The organism is Mesorhizobium sp. M7A.F.Ca.CA.004.04.2.1 (assembly GCF_004022825.1).
Classification (GTDB): Bacteria; Pseudomonadota; Alphaproteobacteria; order Rhizobiales; family Rhizobiaceae; genus Mesorhizobium.
This window is the reverse complement of the sequence record NZ_RZPH01000005.1, coordinates 1-23,064: the sequence shown is the minus strand read 5'-3', so window position 1 is coordinate 23,064 and position 23,064 is coordinate 1. Positions and strand designations below refer to the sequence as shown.

Here is a 23,064-nt window from a genome sequence, read left to right as displayed (position 1 = left end):
TTCCTGGATATGGCAAGGTCCATGTCGGCGGATTAGGCGGCAGCGCGAACCTCCACCACATCAGCCTTCACCCGCTCCGACTTCGGATCGTAGGGGCTGCGCAGATGTGCTGTCGCGGCATGGCGAACGCCGGCAAGGTCGATCTCGAAACGACCACCGGTGAGAAACGCAGCATCGACGCCCGCCTCGTTCTCGATCAGCCCGAGCGCCACCGAGCGGCCAAGCGTGTGGCCGTAGGCGGCCGAGCGGACTTCGCCGACCGGCTTGCCGTCGCGCAGGATCAGTTCGCCGCCCCACAGCATCGGCTCGGCATCATCGAGCGTGCACAGCACGACGCGTCTTGCCGGTGCTGATGGCTTCGTCTCAACCAGCGCGTCGCGGCCGATAAAGTCACCCGGCTTGTCCATCGCGACGGCGAAGCCAAGCCCAGCCTGCCAGGGATTGATATCTGGCGTCAGCTCACGACCCCAGGCGCGAAAACCCTTTTCGATACGCAAGGCGTCGAGCGCGTAGTAACCGGCATCGATCAGGCCAAACTCGCTGCCAGCCTCATGCAGTGCCTCATAGACGCCGACGGCGAATTCGGTCGGCACGATCAGTTCCCAGCCCAGTTCGCCGACATAGGTCATGCGGTTGGCATAGGCGGTGGCATAGCCGATATCGATATCGCGGATGGTGGCGAAGGGAAAGCCGGCGTTGGAGAGATCGGCCGAGGAGAGTTTGCCCAGCAGATCGCGCGAGCGCGGCCCCATCAATGCCAGTACCGCGTAGGACGAGGTGACATCGGTCAAGATTGCATGCGCGTTGGACGGGATGTTTTTGACGATCCAGTCGGCATCGTGGATGGCTTGCGCCGAACCGGTGACGATAAGGAATTTCTCCACGCCAAGCCGCATCACGGTGAAATCGCTTTCATAGCCGCCACGTGCATTGAGCACGCCCGTATAAACAGACGTACCGACCGGTACGTCGATATTTCCGGCGCAGATCCAGTTGAGCGCGGCGCAGGCATCGTGGCCTTGCACGAGGAGCTTGGCGAAAGAGGTCTGGTCGAAGACGGCGACGGCTTCGCGTGTCGCCTTCGTCTCGCGCTTGACCGCCTCGTGCCAGTTCTGACGGCCGAAGGCATAGTCGTTTTCGGCTTTTTCTCCCGGTGCCGCGAACCAGTTGGCGCGCTCCCAGCCCATTTTGGAACCGAAGCAGGCGCCCTTGACGGCGAGCCGGTCGTAGAGCGGCGACCGGCGGAACGGCCGTGCGGTATCCAGTTCGCGGTTCGGCCACGGCATGGCGTAGTGCAGGCCGAGCGTTTCCTTGACACGGTCATGCAGCCAGCGCGGATTGTTGTTGAAGGGGGCGAAACGCCTGATATCGACCGGCCATAGATCCATGGTCGGCGCGGCATTGACGATCCATTCCGCCAGCGCCCTGCCCGCACCGCCGGCGCTGGCGATGCCCATCGAATTGAAGCCGGCGCCGACATAGAAATTCTTCAGCTCCGGCGCCTCGCCAAGGAGAAAATTGTTGTCCGGCGTGAAGCTCTCGGGACCGTTGTAGAATTTCTTGACCTCGGCCTCCGCCAATTGCGGTACGCGGACCAGCGCGTTTTCCATCAGGATCTCGAACTGATCCCAATCGTCCGGCAACAGCGCGAACTCGAAATTTTCGGGAATGCCATTCATGCCCCACGGCTTGGCGTGCGGCTCAAAGCCGCCCATGACCAGGCCGCCGACCTCTTCCTTGAAGTAGATAAAACCGTCGGGGTCGCGCATCACGGGCAGGTCCGGATGCACGCCCTCGATCCTGCCGGTAACGATGTACATGTGCTCGGCCGAATGCAGCGGCACCGAGACACCGCACATCAGCCCGACCTTGCGCGCCCACTGGCCGGCGCAATTGACGACGATCTCGGCGGCAATGTTGCCGCGATCCGTCTCGACACCGCAGGCGACACCATTCCTCTGGCTGATACCAGTGACCTTGACCCGCTCGATAATTTTCGCGCCGCGATTGCGCGCACCCTTGGCGAGCGATTGCGTGAGATCGGTCGGATTGGCCTTGCCGTCGCCCGGCAGCCAGACGGCGCCGACCAGATCGTCGGTCGCCATGACCGGCCATAGATCCGCCGCCTCCTTCGGCGAAATCACGTCGATGTCGACGCCCTGGGCGCGTGCCGATGCGGCCGTGCGCTTCAGCACCGTCATGCGGTCGGCGGTCCGCGCCACCGACAGTGAGCCACAATTCTTCCAGCCGGTGGCAAGCCCGGTCTCGGCTTCCAGCTCGCCATAGAGCTGCGTGGAGTATTTGATCAGGCTGGTCATGTTGGAGTGACTGCGCAACTGGCCGACAAGCCCTGCGGCGTGCCAGGTGGTGCCACCGCTGAGTTGCCCCTGTTCGAGCAGCACAACATCGGTCCAGCCGAGCTTCGTCAGGTGATATGCGACCGAGCAGCCGATGATACCGCCGCCGACGATGACGACGCGCGCCTGGGTGGGAAATTGGTTTGCCATGGGAGATCCTGCCGTTTTGACACGAGCCGGATCATAGCAGTCGAATTCCAAATATCAACACAAAATGCCACAAAATATCACATCAAGATGCAACCATCAGCTCAGGCCCCTTGCGCGCAAGCGCTTCGGCGATGTCGGCCTGCGGCTTCGCATCGACGATCACGCCGGCGGCGTGCTGAAAATTCGGGATCCTGAGCGGCGTCAGCTTTGCGAACTTGCTGCTGTCGAGAACGAAGTAGGTTTTGGCGGCAAGCGCGATCATGCGGCTGCGCTGTTCGGCGCCGGCGCGGGTGAAATCGGTCACCTCGCCGTCGGGCGACAGCGCGCCACCACCGAGGAAGGCGATGTCGACGCGAAAGCGCGCCATGGCTTCGAGCATGTCGATGCCGGAGGCTGCTTCTTCGCCGGGATCGACTTCGCCACCCAGCATATGCACGCGCATGCCTGAGACGTGGCACAGCAGAAGCGCGATCGGGAGGCTCGCCGTGCAGATGGTGAGATCGCGCAGGTCGGTCATGGCTTGTGCGACGGCCAGCGTGGTGGTGCCGGAATCGAGGAACACCACCATGCCGTCCTTCACAAGACCGGCAGCTATCCTGCCGATCGCAGCCTTGCCCCGGGCATTCTCCTGGCTGCGCAGGCTCATTGCCGGTTCGCTCGGCTCGAAACGGGCAGCGCCGCCATGGACGATGCCGAGCTGTCCTTTATCCGACAGCAGTTTCAGGTCGCGGCGGATGGTTTCGCGTGAGACATCGAAGAACCCGGCCAGCTCGGCGACACTGACAGACCCGTGAGCGCCCAGCCGCCGCAGGATCTCTTCGTGGCGACGTGGAGCAAGGGCGCGCGCCGGCAGGCTGCTGTCGGGGGACATGATGATCCTGGATCGAGTATCGATGTTGCAATATGTGGCAGTGATCGCGCGCAGAGGCAACCGGAGCTCAAGCCACGCCGTCAGGATTTTCGCGACAGGCCATCTTCCCTGATCGCGCTGACCAGCGTCTCGCTTCCCTCGCGAAGATGCCGCCTCAGAATGCTTATGGCCTTGTCCTCCTTGCGCGCCCTGCAGGCGGCCAGCAGGTCGCGGTGCTCCGTCTGCGAGCGGCTGCGATAATCCAGGTTCGACAGGAGGATGCGGACGTAGCGATCTGCGGCATTGTGGTGCGCCTCGATCAGGCCGAGCAATCGACGGTTACCGCAGGCGTCGTAGAGAGCCAGATGAAAGGCACGGTTCAGCGCACCCCATCGGCCGACATTGCGCTCCGCGTCGATCTGGTCGAGCACCTGTTCCGCCTCGTCGAGCTTCGCGCCGGCGAGGTTGGGAAGCGAAAGCCGCACCGCCTCGCATTCAAGCAGTTCGCGCAGTGCGTAGATTTCACCGATCTCGGCGCCGTCCATCCGGGCGACCTGCGCGCCTTTTGTCGGATGGATGGAAACAATGCCTTCGGCTTCCAATTGGCGAAGGGCGTCACGAATTGGCATGCGGCTGAAGCCAAACTGCTCGGCCAATTCGTCCTGGCGCAGCGGAGTGCCCGCCTTGATGGTTCCACCGGCAATCGCTTCGCGCAGGACATTGGCGACCTGTTCGGCCACGGTTCGCGGCCCCTGCATCACGCTTTCCGCAAATCCTTGCAATCGATGCTCCCGTTTGACGCGGCGCTCAGCTTAACGGATGTAGGTATCCTCGTATACGCAGTATCGGCAACGCCCCAAGGGTTCGCCGCACTATTCCGACGGTCTCTGCCCGGGCTATTAGCCACTCAACCAAGGGTCTGCCGCGCTTCATCCCGAACGCTGGAAGGCGCCACGCCATAACGCTTTCGGAAGGTGCGGTTGAAGTAGGAGATATCCCCGAAACCGACTTCATAGGCAGTGGCGCCTATCGAAAGCGTTCCCGTTCCCCGCAACAGCAGCTTGCGCGCCTCGGCCAGGCGCCGTTCGAGAAGATATCTCGAAAATGTCGTCCCTTCGCGCTGAAACAACTTCTGGACATATCGTGGTGTAACATCGAGGACAGCGGCCACAGCGGAAATGCTCAGATCGCCATCCCCCAGGTGATCATCGATATAGCGTTTAACAGGGTGCAGCCGGTCACGTTCCACCGTTGATGGGGTTTCCAGATAGGCGACGACGAGCGGAAGTATTTCGTTGAAATGGGCATTGGCCATCTCCGCCTCGTTGGCAGAATGCGGGCCACGCATCAACAGATAAGCGCCGTAGGTGATCAGAAGCTGGAGCGGAGGAAACGTTCTCGGGATCGGTCGCAGCATCAGCCTGGAAAGCGTCTCGCCGGAAACGCGGAAAGCGGCGCCGGGCAGGCTGCCGCAGTCCAGCCTGCCCCCTTCCGGCAGATACCAGTCGTAGGCCATCTCACCGGATACAAAGAGGAAATCTCCAAGCGCGGCTTCTATCTTCCGTCCATCCTGCTCAACGACCAGCGGACCTTCCATGCTTCGCAACATGAGCACCTTGTCCGAACCCGGCATTCCAATCCCCCGCACCCGTAACGGCGAGGGCGGGAAGAAACACGTCATGACGTTCAGATCGGCGAGGCCACATGTCACGCCACGCACGGCGGAGAGGACACCCAGCCCTGTTTCGATCGCGACCTCCCCGATGACCGTTAAAAAATGGCCGGCGCACAACCGCTCGGCTTCCGCGTCGTCGTGACCCGACATGTCGAAGCTCACCGGGCTGATCCCGCTGGGGTTGGTCGACCTGTGATATAACTGCAACATTTTCAATTCGGATCGTCGGAGTTCGTTTTCAGCAGTGCCGGCTTCGCTTCACTCCAAGCGCGCCATCGCCCTGATCGATAACATGAGTAATTGAGACATATTTAATCGATCCGGGAAAAGGGAGCCAGCGATTTGTGGCCCTCAATGCCTTTGCGGCACCCGAGGGGCCAATTTGGAGTGCGACTATGCGGAATGAACTGATCGCGGGAACTTGCCTCGCACTGCTGCCACTTGCTTTCACGACCATGCCCGTGCAGGCGCAGAACACTGGAGATTCGGCACCCGCGATACAGCTGGAAACAGTGTTGGTGACGGCGAGCAGAACGGAGCAGCCGATCTCCAGCATTCCCGGGTCCGTCCAGGTCATCGAGGCTGATGAGCTGGCACAACAGCTCAAGCTGACGAGCGACCCGGCGACCCTGATTTCCAAGCTGGTTCCCGGTTTTTCGATCGCAAACCAGACGATTTCAGGTGCCTCGGAAAGCTTTCGCGGTCGCGGCGTGCTGATTCTCGTCGACGGCATTCCCCGCAACACCCCGTTGCGTGACGTTTCACGAACGCTTTCGCTTATCGATCTCGGCAAAGTCGAGCGCATTGAGGTGGTCAACGGGGCAAGCAGCCTTTACGGCTCCGGCGCGACCGGCGGCACCATCAATTTCATCACCAGGCGGGACGCGACCGAAAGACCAACCGTCACCGTCGAGACCAAGGTGAAGGCGTTCACTGCAAATCCCGGCAAGTCCCTGGCGCCGGAAGTTTCGGTTTCGGCGACGCAGAAGATCGGCAAATTCGACTACATGTTCTCGGCCAGCGGCCAGCGGACGCGCCGGACCTATGACGGAGACGGTCGCGAACTGCCGTCCGACGCCATGCTCGGCCAAGGCGGGGGCGATCGCACCGACTTCGGCAACCTCTATGCAAGACTGGGATATGAGGACGGGGCCCGTCGTTTCGAGGTCTCCGGCGAACTGGTCCGCATGGAACAGAATCCGGATTGGTTTTCCAATTTCCAGGCCACTCCAGCGGCGCCCGACTACACGGCGCCGTATACGGGCGAATCCGTGGAAGAGAATTCAAAATATTTCACCGCGCGCTATACCGACACCGCCTTCGCCTTGGGATCGCTCGAAGTGAAGTCGTTCTACAACGATATGGAGAAGCGCTTTCCCTTCACCCGCTTCGATCGCTTCGTGAACAATCAGGTCTACTATTCGGGCAACCCGCTCAACCCGCAGGCCAGCTTTGCCCAGACCACGCTCTTCAGCAAGCGCGCCGGCGTCACCGCTACGGTCGAGACCCCTCTCGACATGCTGCTGGAGGGGTCGACGCTGACCTGGGGCCTGGACTTCATCCACGACAAGACCTTCCAGAAACTCGAGAACGGCTGGGACGTCATCAGTCCGATGAAGCAGAACTCGGTCGCCGGCTTTGCCCAGTTGCAGGTCCCTGTGACCGACCGGCTGCGCCTGCAAGGTGGATTGCGCTACGAACGCTACTTCCTCGACATCGAGGATTTCAACCGCCCAGCCATCTTTTACATCAACCGGCCATATCCGGCGATCAACGTCATCGGCGGGTCCTTTGACTACGACAATCTGACTTTCAATGTCGGCGGCACATTCGATCTCACGCCCGATGTCCAGCTTTACGGTGGCTTCTCGCAGGGGTTCTCGCTGACCGACATCGGCAGCTTCACGCGGCGAGCCGGCGCCAACAGCAGTGCCGAACTGTGCGACGCCTACGGGGCGCTGGCATGTCCCGGCGCAGGCGCACCCGACTATACGGTCAGCTACGCTGACATCGCTCCCAGCCCTCAGGTCGTCAACAATTACGAGATCGGCATTCGCGGCGGCGATGTCGACTATGGCGGCTCGCTGTCGGCCTTTTTGTCCACCTCCGACCAAGGCGTGAACTACGACATCGCCTCCAACCGCGTGTCGCAGCAGAAGGAGGAAATCTGGGGCGTCGAAGTCACCGCATGGTGGAACCTGACCGGCAACCTCACCGTCGGTGGCCTCCTTGGCTATACCGAGGGGCGCTACGACAATGACGGCGATGGCAATATCGATGCGTGGCTGCCGAACAACAGGATAGCGACCCCGGTGCACGGCACGGTCTACGGGACCTATGTCTTCGACAACGGCCTCAATCTTCGCAGCGAGGTCCAGTTCTTCACCAGCCGGGACAAGATAACGACCGTACCCGAGATCAAGGGCGCGGCACTGGTAAATATCCTTGCGAGCCACAAGGTCGGCAAGGGCGATCTCAGTGTCGGCGTCGAGAACGTCTTCGACACCAACTACATGAATCCGACAGCTAGCGCCACGCGCAACAATGTCGTCAATGGTTTCGGCCGCATGGTATCGCTCGGCTACAAGGTCACCTTCTGAGATGGTTCGTTTCGAGATGCACAAGGACGGCATCGTCGACCTGCGCCTCTACCCTCCGCACGCGGCAACCGACGAGGCCGACTACCTCGAAGCGCTCGACCGGATCGGCAACCTCGATGGACCCTATGCCATCGTGGTGGATATTGCCGGCAGCACTCATCTCTCCCGAGAGGGGGAAGTCCGTCAGGCCGCATGGGCCAAGGCCACGCGGCAGCGCATCTCCAGCGCATGCCGGGCCTTGGCACTGGTGCGTGACAATCCCAACCCACGATCGCGGCAATCGTTCGAGCGGCTCTGGGCTATTCCGGTCCACGTCACCAGCGACAGAGAGGAAGCGCGGCAGTTCGCCGCCAAACATCTCGACAAGGCAGTTCGGCCATGAGCGGGCTCGCATCCGAGACCATCAGCCGGCCGGCAGAGCGGCGGGATTGGCAGCGTTTGCGGCTGTTCGCCGTGCTGGCGGGTCTCTACCTCGCCCAGGGTATTCCGGGTTATCTCCTGGTCGCCGCGGTGCCGCCGATCATGCGCGAGCTTGGCGTGTCGAGAACGGCCATCGGCATGCTTGCCGTCCTGATGATCCCGCTGACGGTGAAATTCCTCTGGGCACCGCTCGTCGATCGGATCAGGCCGATGGCGATCGGGCACCGCCGCGGATGGATTCTTCCCACGCAGATCGGGACTGTGATCGCCATAGCGGCACTCGCCCTTGTGGAACCGACCAATCTGAAAGCCATATTCGCAATAGGTTTCGCGATCGCGGTGCTGACCTCGACGCAGGACATTGCAACCGACGGCTATGCCACGCTCGCCCTGAGGCAAGAGGATCGCGCCGTTGGAAACGCAATCCAGGGCGGAGCGGTCGCACTCAGCGTCATCGTCGGCGGCACCGTTTCCCTGCTTCTCTATGGCTGGGTCGGCTGGCAGGCGATGGTGCTGACGATCGCGGCGGTCTCAGCCCTGCCATTGATTGCGATCGCCTTCATGCCGGAGGACACCGCTACAAAAAACGCCGAACCGCGGGCGAAACCTTCGATCTCCAGCTTTCTCAAGCGCCCGGAAGCCGTGACCGTCCTGATGATCGCACTGACCTACCGGGCGAGCGAAGGGCTGGTGAAATCCATGGAGGGATCCTATCTCGTCGACGTCGGATTGCCGCTGTCGGCGATCGGATATCTGAGCGGTATTTCTGCGGCGACGGCCGGCATTGCCGGATCCTTCATAGCGGCCATGCTTGTTCGACGTTCCGGCGCCGGCCGAACGCTGCTGCTGCTCGGCGCCTTGCGCACGATCTGCTTCCTGTTGTTTGCCCTGCATGCGGCCGGCGAAATCACGGGCATATGGACTCTTTTGGGAGCGGCGGGGTTTCAGACCTTGATCCGCTATATGGAGATTGTGGCGCTCTACAGCCTGTTCATGGCGGTGTCATCGAAAGATCAGCCTGGAACGGACTTCACCATTCTGTCCTGCGCCCAGATCATCATCTACCTGATCGGCTCGATGATGGCCGGTGCGATCGCCGACCGCATCGGCTATGGCGCACTTTTCACCCTCTCGACGCTCGTCTCCGGTCTGGCCGTCGTGCTGACTGTTCACCTTCTTTCGCGGCTCTCGAAGAAAAGCGCGGGAGCGGACTTCGCCTGAAATTCCAGCATGGAAGACATCGTGCGCCACGAGCTGGTCCGGGCCGATTGGTGGCAGCCAGGCAGACAGGCGGGCTCGATGTCTCCAGGACAGCCGAAGGCGCGGCGTCAACGAGAATTTCGTGGTCGAACATGGCCGCTGACCTGCACGCCGTCCTCGGCACGCAGGTACAGGAAGCCGGGGACGGACAGCAGCGGGATGACCGCGGTCAGCAGGAACACCTGGTGGAAGCGTTCCGCTGTCACGATGCGGGTTTCTCCTGCGACAAGGCCCAGCACCATGGCGGCGATCGAAACGCCCAGGGAAACGCTGAGTTGCTGCAGGACGCCGCCGAGACTGGTGGCGCGGCTGAGCTTGTCGTCCGGCAGGTCGGCATAGGACAGCGTGTTGGAGGTCATGAACTGCGCCGACCGGATGACCCCGAAGACAAAGACGTAAAGGCCGATCATCCAGTGCGGCGTATCGGCTTCGATCAAGGCGAAGCCCCCGACAGCGGCGGAGCCGACCACCGCGCTGCCGATGAGCACGACATTGAAGCCAAAGCGCCGCAACAGCGGCGACAGCAGCGGCCGAATGAGCAAGGCGCCGAAGCTGCCGACGAATGTCAGCGAGCCCGAGGTGACCGGGCTCATGCCAAAGCCGACCTGCAGCATCAGCGGCAACAGGAAAGGCACGCCGTTGAGGCCAACGCGGCACAGGCCGCCTGCGAGCGTACCGACCCAGAACGAGCGAAATCGAAACAGTGTCAGATCGACTGCCGGTGCAACGACGCGGCGCGCATAGCGCCCGAAGGCGAGCAGCAGCAGGATCGCCGCGGCCAACACCAACGCTGTCGCCGAAACGGAGATGATCGGCCTACCGATGCTTTCCAGTCCGAACTGCAGCAGCGCGACTCCGCATCCCACCATCAGGAACCCGGCGAAGTCGAAGCGCTGCACCGCCTCCTCGCGGAAATCGTCGACGAAGCGCAGCGCCGCCAGAATGCCGAGACAACCGAAAGGCACGTTGACATAGAATATCCAGCGCCACGATGCATAGGTGGTCAACAGGCCGCCGAGCAGCGGCCCGATCACAGGCCCCATGATGGCGGGCAAGGTCATGTAGGTCATGGCGGTGATCAACCCGCTGCGCGGAAAGCTGCGCAGCAGGATCAGCCGCCCGACCGGCGTCATCATGGCGCCGCCCAGCCCCTGCAGGGCGCGCATCGCCAAAAGCATGCCGAAACTGTTGGCCATGCCGCACAGCGCCGAGCCGAGGGTGAAGGTGAAAAGCGCGAGCGCGAACACTTTTCGTGCGCCGAACCTGTCGGCGAACCAGCCGCTGACGGGAATGAATACGGCCAGCGTCAGGATGTAGGTGGTGATCGCCAGGTTCAGCCTGACCGGCGTCGTGTCGAGGCTGCGCGCGATGGCAGGGATCGCGGTGGTGATGATGGTGGAATCGAGCTGCTCCATCAGAAAGGCGATGGCGACGATGATTGGAATAATCAGTCTCAGCCTCGGATCGCGCTCGGTGGCAAATTGAGGCTGTTCCAATGCTGTTGCCATTCCGTCATGCAGGCGGCTGCCCCATTCCAGATGGCGCGTCCGCGTTCAAAGGCAAGGTCGCCTTCCGTGCGGCAAGCCGGCCGAGGCCCCGATCGCACAGCCTGTCTTATGGTCCGACGGATAGGCAAGCGGTAGTCATTTCCTCCTTGATGGAAGTCAACAAATTTTGACTGCCCGCCCCTTCGAGAGGAGACCGGCAAGACAGCGCATTGAGCGTCCAAACTGCGGACGCCAGGGCATTTGCGTTTCAGTGAACGCCAGTTCCGATTTCGTGTCGCAACGTGTCAGGTAAGAGGCTGTCTAACAGCCGCCATGAGCGCTTGACGAAGCAGCGAGATTGAGCCACTTGTCGACTAGTATACAAGTGGTGAGGCCATGCTTGAAGTTCTCGTTCGCGCGCCGCAGTCGCTGGAAGTCCGGCAGGGCACGATACCCCAGCCCGGGGCAGGCGAAGTCGTCGTTCATGTCAGCCGTGCCGGCATCTGCGGCTCCGACATTCACATCCTGCATGGCTCCAATCCGTTCGCCGTCTATCCACGTATCATCGGCCATGAATTCGCCGGCAGCGTAACAGCGCTCGGACGCAATGTGACCGGCATTGCGACGGGAGACCGTGTGGTGGTCGATCCCGTGGTGTCGTGCGGCCACTGCTATCCCTGCCGGGTCGGCCGCTCCAATGTCTGCGCCAACCTCGAAGTGATGGGCGTTCACCGCGACGGCGGTTTTCGCGCCTTCGTCGCGGTGCCGGCGGCAAATGTCATACCGGTTCCAAGGGATATGCCGTTTGGGCTGGCGGCACTGGCCGAGCCGTTTTCCATCGCCGCCAATGTGCTCGATCGTACCGGTTGCGGACCCGAGGACACAGCGCTGATCTATGGCGCCGGCACGGTCGGCGTCACTGTCCTGCAGGTCGCCAAACTCAAGGGCGCACGGTGCATCGTTGCCGATATCGACGAAGCCCGCCTGGAGCGAGCGCTCCGCTTCGGTGCCGACAGGGTGATCCACTCTGTGCGCGATCCCGTGCCGGCCGCGGTGCGCGGTGAAAATGACGGTCTTGGCCCGACGCTGGTCATTGACGGCGCCGGCATTCCCGCACTTCTCGACGAGGCTTGCCGGCTGGCCAGCCCGGCGGGCCGCATCGGCCTGCTCGGCTTTTCGGACGCCCCATCCAACCTCAGCCAGCAGGAAGTGGTGCGCAAGGAACTGACCATCGTCGGCTCGCGCCTGAACCGCCGGCTGTTGCCGCGCGTCGTCGAATGGCTGGCCGACAAGCGGCTCGATCCGCAAGGCATGATCACGCAGGTGTTCGCGGCGGCCGATGCACGCGCAGCCTTCAACTTGATCGAGAAGGAACCGGAGCGAACGCTCAAGGTTCAGCTGGACTTCTCGTAAGCCGGAATTAGCCCTCGACCAGCGCGACGGCGCGCAGCGGTGATCCGCTACCGCCTTCGATCGCCAGCGGCAAGCTGATCAGGAAGCACCAAGGCGGCAAGTCACCAAGCCGTGCGAAATTCTCGCCGATCAGGATGCCTGCTGAAAGCAACGTATTGTGCGCCGGGAAATCCTCGCTGCCGAAACAATCGATCGACAGGCAGTCCGAGCCGACGATGCGCGCACCGCGCTCGACCAGCAATTCGCTTGCTTGCGGCGACAGTCCTGGCCAGTCGGCGAGAAACGCAGCCGGATCGTCCCAGAGCCGGTCCCAGCCGAAATGGAAGAACACGGCGTCGCCCTGCCGTATGCGGCCATGTTCGGCCTCGAAAGCAAAGATAGAATCCGGCTCGACCGCCTGCCGGGGCTGACAGCCACGCGCATCGATCGTCACCATGCGGCCGAAGAAACGCTCGACCGGAATGCCGGAGATGGCAGCACCGCCGCGGATGAAATGGACCGGCGCGTCGAAATGCGTGCCGGTGTGCTCGCTCATGGCCAACGCATGGTTGCAGGCGACGTCGCCGCGGTCATAGGATTCCACCATCTCCTGGCAGTAATGCGGGTGCGTCGGCCACACCGGCATGCCGGGCTTCATCGGATGCGTCAAATCGACGAAGGAAACCGCCTCTGTTTCGAACAGCTTGGCGAGCGTGTCAGTGGCGGATGTCATCTGACGCGAGGCCTCGGCACGAGAACGACGATCAGGATGATCAGCACGCCGGTCAAAAGGAAGCGCACGCCTGCCTGGATGCCAAAGGTGTTGAGCATGGTAGACATCAGGTTGAAGAACAACGCAGCCCCCCATATGCCTACCGCGTTGGCCTGCCCACCAGCGACGCTGGTGCCGCCAAGCACCACCACGGCGATCGATTCCATCAGATAGGCGTCACCCATGTTGAGTGCTGCCCCGCCGCTGAAGCCGGCAAGCAGGAAGCCGGCGAGCGCCGCCGCCGTGCCGCACAGCATATAGGCAATCAACCGCACCCGTGCGACGTTGATGCCGGCAAGCCGCGCCGCCGGTTCGCTCTGGCCGGTGGCCAGCACTTGCCGGCCCCAGACCGTGCGTTTGAGAGCGATCATGGCGGCCAGCGTCAGCAGCATCACCGCGATCGGCATGAATTGCACACCGCCAAGGCTCATCGAGGTGAACCGGGAAAGGCCTGCCGGCGGCTTCAGCGTCGCCTGGCCGCCGAGATTGAAGGCAAGCGACTGGAAGACGAAGCTCCAGGCGAGCGTCGCGATGATCGGCGGCAGCCTGAGCGCGACGATGGCAAGGAAGTTCGCGGCACCAGCGACAGCGCCGACGGCAAGTGCTGCAAGCAGGCCAGGCAGCAGCATGCCGTCGGACCCTTGCATCACCGTCATCGACACATAGGCGGCCAGCGTCAGCACGGATGGCACGGACAGGTCGATATTGCCCGGCCCGGAAGCGACCACGAACATCTGCCCGGTTCCCACCACCACGCTGAAGGCACCGAAGGCGAGCGCGCCCGACAACGTGGCGCCGGCACTGCCGATGCCCGAATAGGCTGTCGTCGCCAGCCACATTGCGAGCGCCACGATGAAGCCGTAGGTCCACGGCGCGAGGCTCAATCTCCGGGTCATCGCGTCCGCTCCGACAAAAGCACGCGCCCGGCCAGCACGAGAAACAGGATGACGCCCTGGGCGCCGATCTGCCACGTCGGCGGCACCTGCAGGAAAGACAAAAGCGAGCCCGCGAGCGACAGCGTCAGAGCGCCGACCACCGTGCCGACCGGCGAGACGACGCCGCCGGTAAAGGCGCCGCCGCCGAGGATCACCGCGCCGACGCCGAGCAGCGTATAGGCCGGCGCGACATTGGCGTCGCCCGATGTGGTGAGGCCGGTCAGCGTCAGCCCGGCCAGACAGGCGAGCAGGCCGGCGACCGCATAGACCGCGACCCGGATGCCGATAACGGACCAGCCGGCGCGCTCGACGGCGCGCGGATTGCCGCCTGCGCCGCGCAGCACCACGCCATAGGAGGAGCGTGAGATGACGAGATGGCCGGCGAGCGCCGCCAGTGCCGCCAGCCAGATCGACAGCGGCATCAAAGGCGGCTGCCAGCTCATGAAGGCGGCAAGCCATGCGGGTGCCGAGCCACCCGGTGCCGGCAACAGGATGACGGCGATGCCGAGCCAGATGAAGGACATGCCCAGCGTCACGATGATCGAGGGCAATTGCCGGGCATGAATAAGCAGGCCGAAACCGGCATAGGCGGCGATCAGGACGATGTAGCACAGCGCCGCGATTGCCGGCGCGTCCCCGAGATAGAGCGCCGTGACGCAGGTGATCAGCCCGACAAAGGCGCCGTTCGACAGGTCGATGTCGCCCAGCATGATCACCATCATCTGCGCCAGCGCGGCAAAGACCAGCGGCACCGAGAGCTTGAACAGCAGATGGAAGCCGAAATAGCTCATCGCCGCCGGGCGGATGCTGAAGATGATGGCCAGCATAACCAGCAGCGCGATAGCCGGCAGGCCGACCTGCATGGCATTGAGCAAGGCCGAACGCGGATTGGAAGGAGAACGGGCCGGAACTCGGGCAGCCGCGTCAGACATGGTCGCCTCCGAACGACGCCTGCAGGATACGGCCGGTCTCGATGGCCTCATCTTCCAGCCTGGTCACGGCGCGGCCCTCGCGGAAGACATAGATGCGCTCGCAATTGGTCAGCTCTTCGAGTTCGGTTGTGTACCAGACGAAGGCGCGTCCGTTCTCGGCCTCCGCGCGGATCAGCCGGTAGACCTCCTGCTTGGTGCCGACATCGACGCCGCGCATCGGATCGTCGAGGAAGATCACCTCGGCGTCCGACGCCAGCGCACGAGCGAACAGCACCTTCTGCTGGTTGCCGCCGGACAGCGACATGATCGGCGTGTCGATCGAAGGCGCCTTTACCTTGAGCCGCTCCGACCAGGTCTCGGCCAGCTTGCGAGCGGCGGCGCCTGAAATCATGCCGCCCCGCGTCAGCGCATTCAGGCTGCGGATGGTCAGATTGTCGGCGATAGACCACAGTGAGAACACGCCTTCAGAGCCGCGGTCGCCGGCAACATAGGCACCCGGCAAGGCCTCGCGCTGCCGGCGCGCGGCATAGAACATCGCGCGCAGCCGCTCGCGCTGGCCGTGGCCGTCGAGCCCGGCGAAACCGATGATCTCGCCCTTGCCGACTTCGATGGTCAGATCAGCGGTGTCGCGGCCGGCATGCCGGATAACCGGAGCTTGCACCGACGACGCCTTGCCTACGGAGCGATCGCGGGGCCGCTCGATGCTGCCCATCAATTCGACAAGCGCGGCGCGCGACAGGCCGGCGGTCGGCCGCTCGGCGACGACCTTGCCGTCGACCATGACGACGGTGCGGTCGCAGACGGCGAGGATCTCGTTCAGTCGATGGGTGATCAGGATGCAGGCGATACCACGTCCGGCGGCACGACGAATGTGGGTGAGCAGTTGCTCCGTCGCCTCATGGCCGAGCGCCGAGGTTGGCTCATCGAGAATGACGGCGCGCAATTTGATGCTGGTCTGCGTGAAGGCGCGAGCGATCTCGACCATCTGTCGCTCGCCGATCGGCAGGTCGGCGACCTTCCTGTCGAGGTCGATGCCGTGGCCAGGGAAGATCTCGTCCAGCACCGGACCGATTACCTGGCGCGCGCGCCGCCGCCAGCCCAACCCACGCAAGGACCTGTGCACGATGCGGGTGTTTTCCGCCGACGTCAAATTGGCGCAGAGCGACAGTTCCTGAAAGATACAGCGCAGACCGGCCTGCTGGGCACTGGCCGCACTCCAGGCACCGATCTCACGTCCGCCGACGCGAAAGCTGCCGCTGCTGCGCTCGATGGTGCCGGCCAGCACGTTCATCAGCGTCGACTTGCCGGCGCCGTTGTGACCGACCAGGCCAACGACCTCGCCGGGGTTCAGATGAAAATCCACGCCGCCCAAGGCATGCACGGCATCATAGCTCTTGCGGACATTGCCTACCTCGACAAGAGGGCTGTCAGCATCGCCTCTCTCTGCTGCGTCCTTTTTGGGCGACGTGGGATCGTTCATCATTCGGCCATGCTGCTCATTTCGGCGCGGGTACGCCGGGCAGAGGTTCTTTCTTTACGTTGGCGTCGATGATCTTGGCCACTAGCTCCTGCGGATATTCGGCATTGACAACGCCGCCTGCGGGAACCGTCTTCAGCCAGGCGTCGAGGTCAGGCTGATTGATCTGCAGGAGCGGCACCTCGACGAATTTCGGCACCTGCTTGCCGGCCAGGATCTGCTGCGCGACCCAGAACGCGACCTGCGAGACGCTGGGCGTGGCGCCCAGCGAGAAAGTTTCGTAGCCGCCGGCATCATGCTCCTGCTTCCACAGCGCCAATTCGTCCTGGCGGTTGCCCATGATGATGATCGGCAGCGGCCGGTTGGCGGCCTTGAATGCCTGCGCCGCGCCATAGCCGTCGCCGCCCTGCGTCAGCACCGCATCGACCTGAGGCAGCGACGGCAGGATGCCCGACACTTCCTTTTGTGCCACGGTCGCCGTCCACTGGCCATAGACCTCGCCGACAGCCTTGTAGCTGGCGTGCGCCTTCATCGCCTTCTCGACGCCCTCATGCAGGCGCTTGTCGAAACCGTCGCCGGCCATACCGCGGATCTCGAGGATGTTGGCCGGTTTGTCGCCGAGCTTGCTGGAGATGAAATCCAGTTCTGCCTTGGCATAGGAGTCAAGGTTGTAGTCGACGACATAGGCGCAAGGCTCGGTGACGCCGCTGGCGAAGGCAACGACCGTGATACCGGCATTGCAGGCATCCTTGATGGCGCCGTTGAGTGCGGTGTCGGAGCCGGCAAGGACGATGATCGCGTCGTAGCCCTGCAGGATCAGGTTCTCGATCTGGCTGGCCTGTTCGGTCACCGAATTGTTCGAGCTGACGACGGCTGTTGCGGCGATCTGCTTGTCGGCCACGGCCTTGGCGCCCATTTCCTCGAAGCTCTTGATCATCACCTGGCGGAAGGAATTGCCGGCGTAGGAATTGCTGAAGGCGATCTTCTTGGCCGAAGTGTCGCCCTTGGCGACGCCTTCATCGGCGCGCGCGTCCAGCGCTGCAAAGCTGGTGCAGCCGAGCATGGCTGCAATGAATAAGGCTGTGGTCCTGCTCATTGTTGTTCTCCTCCGGTTGAAAGTCATAGCGTCCTCCCGCCGATCCTTTCGAACGAAAAATCTCAGCCCAGCCCGAGATCAGGCACGGCATCGTTCAAATGGTCGGCGAAATTCGTGTTGGGCAGCAGCGGATACCAGCCCGGACGGCCGGGATCGCGGTCGTAGGCATAGCCGCCCAGCGAGCGATAGAGCTCGGCATAGGTGGCGAGTTTGTCACGATCGAGCTCGACACCGAGGCCCGGTGCCTCCGGCACCGCGATCGCACCATTCTCGTAGGGCATCTTGCCGCCGATGATGATGTCGTCGGCAAGGTGGTGATAATGCGCGTCGGCGGTGAAGACCAGGTTGGGCAGCACAGCGCCAAGATGCAGCATGGTGGCGAGCTGGATGCCGAGTTCGCCAGAGGAATGCACCGCAATACCGAGACCGAACGTGTCGCAGATCTGCGCGGCGCGCACGCAGGCGCGGATGCCGCCCCAGAAGGTGGTGTCGAGCAGGATCACGTCAACCGCAGGGTCGCGCACATTGGTGGCGAGCTGTTCGAAATCGATGACGATGGTGTTGGTGGCCAGCGGGATGGAGAGCTTCTCGCGCAAGCGGCGCATGCCGGCAAGGCCCCAGGTCGGATCCTCGAAATAGTCGTTCCTGAGATCGGAAATGGCTTGGCCGAAACGCAGCGCCTCTTCGACCGACAGGGCGGCGTTCGGATCGTAGCGCAGCGTGTCGGCAGGAAATTCGGCGGCGAGCGCCCTGAAACACTCCAGCTCATAGTCGGGGTGAAACACGCCGGCCTTGAGCTTGTGGGCGTGAAAACCATGTTCGGCCTTGAGCGCGCGGGCATGCTCGAGCAATTGATCGATGGTGCGGACCTCTCCCTTGCCGCTGCGGCGGTCGGCATAACGGAAGAACAGATAGGAGGCGAAGCCGATCCGGTCGCGCACGCGCCCGCCAAGCAATTGGTAGACCGGCACGCCGAGCTTCTTGCCGATAATGTCGAGACAGGCGAATTCCAGCGCTGCGTGGAGCTGCGTGCGATTGTTGTAGAGCGACGCCGTCGGATTGCAGATGGCATAGCGCATCCGGTTGAGATCGAAAGGGTCATGGCCGACCAGGTAGGATTTCAGCCCGGCGAAAGCGAGTTCGGCGCCGGCGCCGCCACCGCCCATCTCGCCGAGCCCAACAATGCCTTCGTCGGTTTCGACCTCGACCACGGTGCGGACAAAGCGTCCCCAATGCGTACCGTTGCTGTGCCGCAATGCTGCTTCCAGCGGAACGGTGATGGTGGTCGCCTTGATGTCCGTGATCTTCATGCCGGCTCCTCTCCCCCTAGCCTGCCGGCGTCATACACACTACCATGGTAGTATGTCAATACAGCGTCAATCCTGCTTGCCGCTTGAGTTGGGACGTGCGTGGTGTCATGACCGGAGCAGTGCAGCGCCATTCACAGCAACGGATTCGTCATGGGGACCAAGCTTTCGGGGGCGACCAGGTTTTCAGGCAATGCTGCCAGGCTGAAGAACGCCGGTCAGCGCGACCCCTCGCGGGTGCTGGAGCCGGTCAACAATCGCATGCCGATCTCGCCGCAGATCTACGAGCGCCTGCGCCGCGCCATCACGACGCTGGCGATGTTGCCGTCGGAGGCGCTCAGCGAACAGGACCTCGCCCAGCAGCTCGGTGTCAGCCGTACACCGGTGCGCGAGGCGCTGATCCGGCTTGCCGATGAAGGGCTGATCGACATCCTGCCGCAACGCGGCAGCTTCGTCGCGCCGATCCGCCTGAGTGACGTCGAGGAAGCGCAGTTCATTCGCGAGGCACTCGAAGTCTCCGTCGTGCAGAAGCTGGCCGGCCACGGTTCGAGCGCCTTCATCGCGGCAGGCAGGGTGAACCTTGCCCAGCAGGCCAAGGCAGTGGCCGAGGGCGACCGCGAGCTTTTTCTCGAGCTCGACGAGGGCTTCCATCGCAGCCTTTGCGAAGAGGCCGGCCTGCCCAAGAGCTGGCGGGTGATCCAGGTGGTCAAGCTGCAGATGGACCGTGTGCGCTATCTGAGCCTGCCAGAGCCCGGCCACCTCGAAACGCTGCTCGCTCAGCATGTGGCGATCTTCGAGGCCGTGGAGACCGGCGAGGCAAAGCAGGCAGGCGCGCGTATGGCGGCGCATTTGCGCGAAGTGCTTCGCACGGTTCAACGGCTCAACGTGGCCCGCCCGGACCTCTTTGGCCAATGATCCGTCGACCGCTCATTGTGCCATTGGGTGAAGAGCAGACGCCTCGGACGTGCTGCCACATTCTTAATGAGGGATTCCTGCGCGCCAAGGCCTGATGCGCGTATGCTACGGGCGCTTCGCTTGCCTGGCGTCAGCCGCCGAAGCGCGGTTCCGCAACGCCTTTGATGCCAAGGCCCGTGATGGCGAACAGGCTACCGCGCAAAACGCCGTCGCCGGGAAAACGGGGTAGCGGCGGCTTGGCCATCGAGGTGACGTAGAGGGTGTCGAGCTTCGGTCCGCCGAACATGACGCTGGTGATCTTCTTGACCGGCATGTCGATGATGCGATCGATGCTGCCATCGGGGGCGTAGCGGATCAGTCGGCCGTCATAGACCAGCGCATTCCACAGATAGCCCTCGGCATCGACGGTCGAGCCGTCCGCCGCACCGCCCCGGCTCGTGTCGACGCGCACGAAGGTACGCCTGTTGGTGGCGACACCGGTGGCGATGTCGTAGTCGTAGGCCCATATCTCGCCGGTCCAGGTGTCGGCGAAATAGAAGGTGCGGTCGTCGGGGCTCCAGCATGGACCGTTGGAACAGATGATGCCGGAATCGATCCGGGTGACGGAGAAATCCGGATCGAGCCGGTAGAGCCCGCCGGACGGCCCCTCTTCCATCGTGTCCATGGAGCCAGCGAAGAAGCGGCCGCGCCGGTCAACCTTGCCGTCGTTGAGCCGGTTCATCGGCTTGTCCGGCTCGGGATCGTGGATCAGCGTCACATCGCCGGAGGCGAAATCGAGCAGATGGAAACCGCGCTGCAGCGACACCACGGCGCCGCTACCGTCCTTGCGCAGCGCCATCGAGCCGATCTTCATCGGCACATCCCATGACCGGATCTCGCGTCCGTCGGCGGTCGCCCGAAACACGCGCCCGTCGAAGCTGTCGATCCAGTAGAGTCGTTCCTGTTCGACGTCCCACAGCGGTCCTTCGCCCAGCGTGGTCTTCACGTCCACCACGACTTCGATCTTCATGCCGTCCTCCTCCGTTTTTGCGTCTCGCGGCGATTGTTCGGGCCGCCTCAGAAAGCGACCTTGTCGCCGCCTTTCAATGACAGGATTTCGCGTGCCTCGTCGGGCGTCGCCACCTCCATGCCGAGCCCTTCGATGATCTTGCGGGCCAGCAAGACCTGCTCGGCGTTCGATTTGGCAAGCTTGCCCTTGCCTGCCCACAGACTGTCCTCCAGCCCGACTCGGATGTTGCCGCCAAGCGCTGCCGATTGCGCGGCTATGCGCAGCTGGCTGGCGCCAGCGCCGAGAACCGACCAGCGGAACTGGTCGCCGAACAGCCGGTCGGCAGTGCGCTTCATATGGGCGACGTCTTCGGGATGGGTGCCGATGCCGCCGAGCAGTCCGAACACCGACTGCACGAAGAAAGGCGGCTTCACCAGCCCGCGGTCGGCGAAGTGCGAGAGGTTGTAGAGATGGGCGATGTCGTAGCACTCGAACTCGAAGCGCGTGCCGTTGTCGTAGCAGGTCGCCAGGATGTACTCGATGTCCTTGAACGAGTTGCGAAAGACGAGGTCGCGGGTCGCTTCCAGATGCGGCTTTTCCCAGTCGAATTTGAAGGTCTCGTATTTGTCGGCGAGGTGATAGAGCCCGAAATTGATCGAGCCCATATTGAGCGAGGCGACTTCCGGTTTGAACTGGGCGGCCGGGCGCACGCGCTCCTCGACCTTCATGTACGGGCTGCCACCGGTGGTGATGTTGATGGCGGCGTTGGTGCCTTGCTTGACGCGCGGCAGGAAGCGAGCGAAGGCCTCCGGCGTCTGGTCGGGCTTGCCGGTTTCCGGATCGCGCGCATGCAGATGCAGGATTGCGGCACCGGCTTCGGCAGCCGCGATCGCCTCCGAGGCGATCTGGTCTGGCGTGATCGGCAGATAAGGCGACATCGTCGGCGTGTGGATGGCACCTGTCACCGCGCAGGTGATGATGACCTTGCCCTTGGTCTGTGCAGGCCCCGGCTTGCGGCTGGTTTGCGTCATTCTCCGAACTCCTGATCCGATTTTCTCTTGTGGGCGGCGAGCGCCATGAGCCGGCGGTCACGCCACACCTGCCGGTCGCCCAGGCTTTGCTGTGGCAGTCGCTTGCGGCGATCAGCCTCGACCGTGTCGATGACCTTGCCGGCCCAGTCGACGCGTCGCTGCGTCTGGGGAAAGATGTTGGAATAGATGCCCTGATAACGCTCGACATAGTCGCGCACGCCGCCAGGCGCATTGAGATCGATGGTCTCGAATGGACCCATGAACGACCAGCGCAGCGCCAGCCCGTCGCGGATGCCGATGTCGACATCCTCGACACTGGCGTAGCCGTCGGCGACAAGCCGGAAAGCCTCCTCCAGCAATGCGCCTTGCAGGCGGTTCATGATGAAGCCGTCGAGTTCGCGGTTCATCACCAGGGGCGCATGACCGGCGTCGATGAGGAAGGCGCGGGTTGTCTCGACCGTCTCGGCGGACGTCCATGGCGCCGGCACGATTTCGGCCGCCGGAATGAGATAGGGCGGGTTGATCGGATGCACGACCAGGCAGCGCTGCCGCCCTTGCAGATGGTCGGTGAATTTCGACGGCAACAGCGCCGAGGTGGAACTGGCGATGACTGTTTGCGGATCGGCAAGGCTGTCGATCAGCGAGAACACCTCCCGCTTCACCTCGAGGTTTTCAGGCGTGTTCTCCTGGATATGGACCGCACCAGCCAGCGCCTCTGCCAGCTCGGCGACAATGGTGATCCGGCCGAGCACGGCGTCGACCGCCTGTCCCCGCAACAGGTCGTTCCGGGCGAGATCACCGAGCACGCCGGCAATGTAGTCGCGGGCGCCACCCGTGGCAGTGGGCAACTGGTCCCACATCCGCACATCATGGCCGGCGCGGGCAAAGCTGATTGCCCAGGCCCGCCCGATGAACCCGCTTCCGACAATTGCGACATTGGCCATGGATAGGCTCCTCAAAGTGTTTCGACATTGCCGTCGACGCCGAGCGACTGGCCGGAAATGTTGATCCCCGCATCGGAGAGCAGGAAGGCGACCATCGACGCCACATCATAGGGGCTGGTCATGCGGCGCAGCGAGATGTTTTGGAGATAACGATCCGTCATCTCTTCGTGGCTGATGCCGACCTGCTTGGCGCGCGCCGAGATAACACCTTCGATGCGGGGCCCCTCGATGATGCCGGGCAGGATGGCGTTGACCCTGATGGCGTGCGGTCCGAGCTCCTTGGCGAGACTCTGCGTGAAACCGATGACACCGAACTTGGCCGCCGAATAGGGTGTGCGGAAGGCGTAGCCATGGCGGCCGGCGGCAGACGACATCGAGACGATCGAACCACCGCCCGCCGCCTTGATCAGCGGCACGGCGCGCCGAGCGCACAGGAACTGGCCGGTCAGGCAGATGTCGATGCAGCGCCGCCAGTC

General features: G+C 63.1%; 20 protein-coding genes. 5 read left to right on the top strand and 15 right to left on the bottom strand.

What is annotated here, in order from left to right; all coding sequences use genetic code 11:
* Nucleotides 1-32 precede the first annotated feature (32 nt).
* From EN893_RS00795 to EN893_RS00780, 4 genes are all read right to left on the bottom strand, one after another.
* A complete protein-coding gene (locus EN893_RS00795; protein ID WP_127266985.1) occupies nucleotides 33-2,507 on the bottom strand; it encodes an FAD-dependent oxidoreductase in 2,475 nt (824 codons plus the stop codon).
* Between the two features lie 82 nt (nucleotides 2,508-2,589).
* On the bottom strand, nucleotides 2,590-3,378 hold the full coding sequence (locus EN893_RS00790) for a DeoR/GlpR family DNA-binding transcription regulator (RefSeq protein ID WP_127266984.1): 789 nt from the start codon (nucleotides 3,376-3,378) through the stop codon (nucleotides 2,590-2,592).
* Nucleotides 3,379-3,458: 80 nt separating this feature from the next.
* Complete coding sequence (locus EN893_RS00785; RefSeq protein ID WP_127266983.1) at nucleotides 3,459-4,115, bottom strand: GntR family transcriptional regulator; 657 nt, start codon at nucleotides 4,113-4,115, stop codon at nucleotides 3,459-3,461.
* 149 nt (nucleotides 4,116-4,264) lie between these two features.
* Nucleotides 4,265-5,194, bottom strand: a complete 930-nt coding sequence (locus tag EN893_RS00780) for an AraC family transcriptional regulator (protein ID WP_164748649.1) — start codon at nucleotides 5,192-5,194, stop codon at nucleotides 4,265-4,267.
* Nucleotides 5,195-5,550: 356 nt separating this feature from the next.
* Between EN893_RS00780 and EN893_RS00775 the strand changes: the two genes are divergently transcribed.
* The 3 genes from EN893_RS00775 to EN893_RS00765 are packed head-to-tail and all read left to right on the top strand — an operon-like array spanning nucleotide 5,551 to nucleotide 9,273.
* Entirely contained in the window at nucleotides 5,551-7,632 is a 2,082-nt protein-coding gene (locus EN893_RS00775) for a TonB-dependent receptor (RefSeq protein ID WP_236383132.1), read from the top strand.
* A gap of 1 nt (nucleotide 7,633) precedes the next feature.
* Complete coding sequence (locus tag EN893_RS00770; RefSeq protein ID WP_127272286.1) at nucleotides 7,634-8,014, top strand: hypothetical protein; 381 nt, start codon at nucleotides 7,634-7,636, stop codon at nucleotides 8,012-8,014.
* The gene (locus EN893_RS00765) at nucleotides 8,011-9,273 is read left to right on the top strand and encodes a RhtX/FptX family siderophore transporter (RefSeq protein ID WP_127272287.1); all 1,263 of its coding nucleotides are present in this window, start codon (nucleotides 8,011-8,013) and stop codon (nucleotides 9,271-9,273) included. Before EN893_RS00770 ends, EN893_RS00765 begins: the two co-directional genes overlap by 4 nt.
* 107 nt (nucleotides 9,274-9,380) lie before the next feature.
* On the opposite strand, the gene EN893_RS00760 is transcribed toward EN893_RS00765, so the two are convergent.
* The gene (locus EN893_RS00760; RefSeq protein ID WP_245480052.1) at nucleotides 9,381-10,808 is read right to left on the bottom strand and encodes a DHA2 family efflux MFS transporter permease subunit; all 1,428 of its coding nucleotides are present in this window, start codon (nucleotides 10,806-10,808) and stop codon (nucleotides 9,381-9,383) included.
* Nucleotides 10,809-11,195: 387 nt separating this feature from the next.
* Here EN893_RS00760 and EN893_RS00755 point away from each other — a divergent pair, with 387 nt between their 5' ends.
* Nucleotides 11,196-12,212, top strand: a complete 1,017-nt coding sequence (locus EN893_RS00755) for a Zn-dependent oxidoreductase (RefSeq protein WP_127269556.1) — start codon at nucleotides 11,196-11,198, stop codon at nucleotides 12,210-12,212.
* Nucleotides 12,213-12,219: 7 nt separating this feature from the next.
* Here EN893_RS00755 and EN893_RS00750 read toward each other — a convergent pair whose 3' ends face one another.
* The 6 genes from EN893_RS00750 to EN893_RS00725 all read right to left on the bottom strand — a co-directional run bounded on the left by EN893_RS00750 (nucleotide 12,220) and on the right by EN893_RS00725 (nucleotide 18,713).
* Nucleotides 12,220-12,924, bottom strand: a complete 705-nt coding sequence (locus EN893_RS00750; RefSeq protein WP_164748650.1) for a cyclase family protein — start codon at nucleotides 12,922-12,924, stop codon at nucleotides 12,220-12,222.
* On the bottom strand, nucleotides 12,921-13,859 hold the full coding sequence (locus tag EN893_RS00745) for an ABC transporter permease (RefSeq protein ID WP_127269554.1): 939 nt from the start codon (nucleotides 13,857-13,859) through the stop codon (nucleotides 12,921-12,923). Before EN893_RS00745 ends, EN893_RS00750 begins: the two co-directional genes overlap by 4 nt.
* Entirely contained in the window at nucleotides 13,856-14,761 is a 906-nt protein-coding gene (locus EN893_RS00740) for an ABC transporter permease (protein WP_245456869.1), read from the bottom strand. Before EN893_RS00740 ends, EN893_RS00745 begins: the two co-directional genes overlap by 4 nt.
* Before the next feature lie 61 nt (nucleotides 14,762-14,822).
* On the bottom strand, nucleotides 14,823-16,313 hold the full coding sequence (locus EN893_RS00735) for a sugar ABC transporter ATP-binding protein (protein WP_236383134.1): 1,491 nt from the start codon (nucleotides 16,311-16,313) through the stop codon (nucleotides 14,823-14,825).
* Nucleotides 16,314-16,326: 13 nt separating this feature from the next.
* Nucleotides 16,327-17,403 (bottom strand): ABC transporter substrate-binding protein, encoded by a 1,077-nt coding sequence (locus tag EN893_RS00730; protein WP_127273121.1) that lies wholly within the window; start codon nucleotides 17,401-17,403, stop codon nucleotides 16,327-16,329.
* A 62-nt stretch (nucleotides 17,404-17,465) separates the two neighbouring features.
* Nucleotides 17,466-18,713 carry an enolase C-terminal domain-like protein gene (locus tag EN893_RS00725; RefSeq protein ID WP_127268271.1) on the bottom strand — a complete coding sequence of 416 codons (1,248 nt, stop codon included), beginning with the start codon at nucleotides 18,711-18,713 and terminating at the stop codon, nucleotides 17,466-17,468.
* 150 nt (nucleotides 18,714-18,863) lie between these two features.
* Here EN893_RS00725 and EN893_RS00720 point away from each other — a divergent pair, with 150 nt between their 5' ends.
* A complete protein-coding gene (locus EN893_RS00720; RefSeq protein WP_127268272.1) occupies nucleotides 18,864-19,625 on the top strand; it encodes a GntR family transcriptional regulator in 762 nt (253 codons plus the stop codon).
* A gap of 130 nt (nucleotides 19,626-19,755) precedes the next feature.
* Here EN893_RS00720 and EN893_RS00715 read toward each other — a convergent pair whose 3' ends face one another.
* From EN893_RS00715 to EN893_RS00700, 4 genes are all read right to left on the bottom strand, one after another.
* Nucleotides 19,756-20,634 (bottom strand): SMP-30/gluconolactonase/LRE family protein, encoded by an 879-nt coding sequence (locus EN893_RS00715; protein WP_127268273.1) that lies wholly within the window; start codon nucleotides 20,632-20,634, stop codon nucleotides 19,756-19,758.
* Nucleotides 20,635-20,681: 47 nt separating this feature from the next.
* Nucleotides 20,682-21,644, bottom strand: a complete 963-nt coding sequence (locus EN893_RS00710) for a 3-keto-5-aminohexanoate cleavage protein (protein ID WP_127268274.1) — start codon at nucleotides 21,642-21,644, stop codon at nucleotides 20,682-20,684.
* Complete coding sequence (locus EN893_RS00705; protein ID WP_127268275.1) at nucleotides 21,641-22,588, bottom strand: 3-hydroxyacyl-CoA dehydrogenase; 948 nt, start codon at nucleotides 22,586-22,588, stop codon at nucleotides 21,641-21,643. The genes EN893_RS00710 and EN893_RS00705 overlap by 4 nt, the downstream gene beginning before the upstream one ends.
* Before the next feature lie 11 nt (nucleotides 22,589-22,599).
* On the bottom strand, nucleotides 22,600-23,064 hold a 465-nt coding region (locus EN893_RS00700; protein WP_164900683.1), incomplete at its 5' end, for an SDR family oxidoreductase.

Coding starts and splice junctions, on each gene's coding strand:
- EN893_RS00795 (WP_127266985.1), bottom strand. CDS start 2,507: ATGGCAAACCAATTTCCCACCCAGGCGCGCGTCGTCATCGTCGGCGGC.
- EN893_RS00790 (WP_127266984.1), bottom strand. CDS start 3,378: ATGTCCCCCGACAGCAGCCTGCCGGCGCGCGCCCTTGCTCCACGTCGC.
- EN893_RS00785 (WP_127266983.1), bottom strand. CDS start 4,115: ATGCAGGGGCCGCGAACCGTGGCCGAACAGGTCGCCAATGTCCTGCGC.
- EN893_RS00770 (WP_127272286.1), top strand. CDS start 7,634: ATGGTTCGTTTCGAGATGCACAAGGACGGCATCGTCGACCTGCGCCTC.
- EN893_RS00765 (WP_127272287.1), top strand. CDS start 8,011: ATGAGCGGGCTCGCATCCGAGACCATCAGCCGGCCGGCAGAGCGGCGG.
- EN893_RS00755 (WP_127269556.1), top strand. CDS start 11,196: ATGCTTGAAGTTCTCGTTCGCGCGCCGCAGTCGCTGGAAGTCCGGCAG.
- EN893_RS00750 (WP_164748650.1), bottom strand. CDS start 12,924: ATGACATCCGCCACTGACACGCTCGCCAAGCTGTTCGAAACAGAGGCG.
- EN893_RS00745 (WP_127269554.1), bottom strand. CDS start 13,859: ATGACCCGGAGATTGAGCCTCGCGCCGTGGACCTACGGCTTCATCGTG.
- EN893_RS00740 (WP_245456869.1), bottom strand. CDS start 14,761: ATGCAGGTCGGCCTGCCGGCTATCGCGCTGCTGGTTATGCTGGCCATC.
- EN893_RS00735 (WP_236383134.1), bottom strand. CDS start 16,313: ATGATGAACGATCCCACGTCGCCCAAAAAGGACGCAGCAGAGAGAGGC.
- EN893_RS00730 (WP_127273121.1), bottom strand. CDS start 17,403: ATGAGCAGGACCACAGCCTTATTCATTGCAGCCATGCTCGGCTGCACC.
- EN893_RS00725 (WP_127268271.1), bottom strand. CDS start 18,713: ATGAAGATCACGGACATCAAGGCGACCACCATCACCGTTCCGCTGGAA.
- EN893_RS00720 (WP_127268272.1), top strand. CDS start 18,864: ATGGGGACCAAGCTTTCGGGGGCGACCAGGTTTTCAGGCAATGCTGCC.
- EN893_RS00715 (WP_127268273.1), bottom strand. CDS start 20,634: ATGAAGATCGAAGTCGTGGTGGACGTGAAGACCACGCTGGGCGAAGGA.
- EN893_RS00710 (WP_127268274.1), bottom strand. CDS start 21,644: ATGACGCAAACCAGCCGCAAGCCGGGGCCTGCACAGACCAAGGGCAAG.
- EN893_RS00705 (WP_127268275.1), bottom strand. CDS start 22,588: ATGGCCAATGTCGCAATTGTCGGAAGCGGGTTCATCGGGCGGGCCTGG.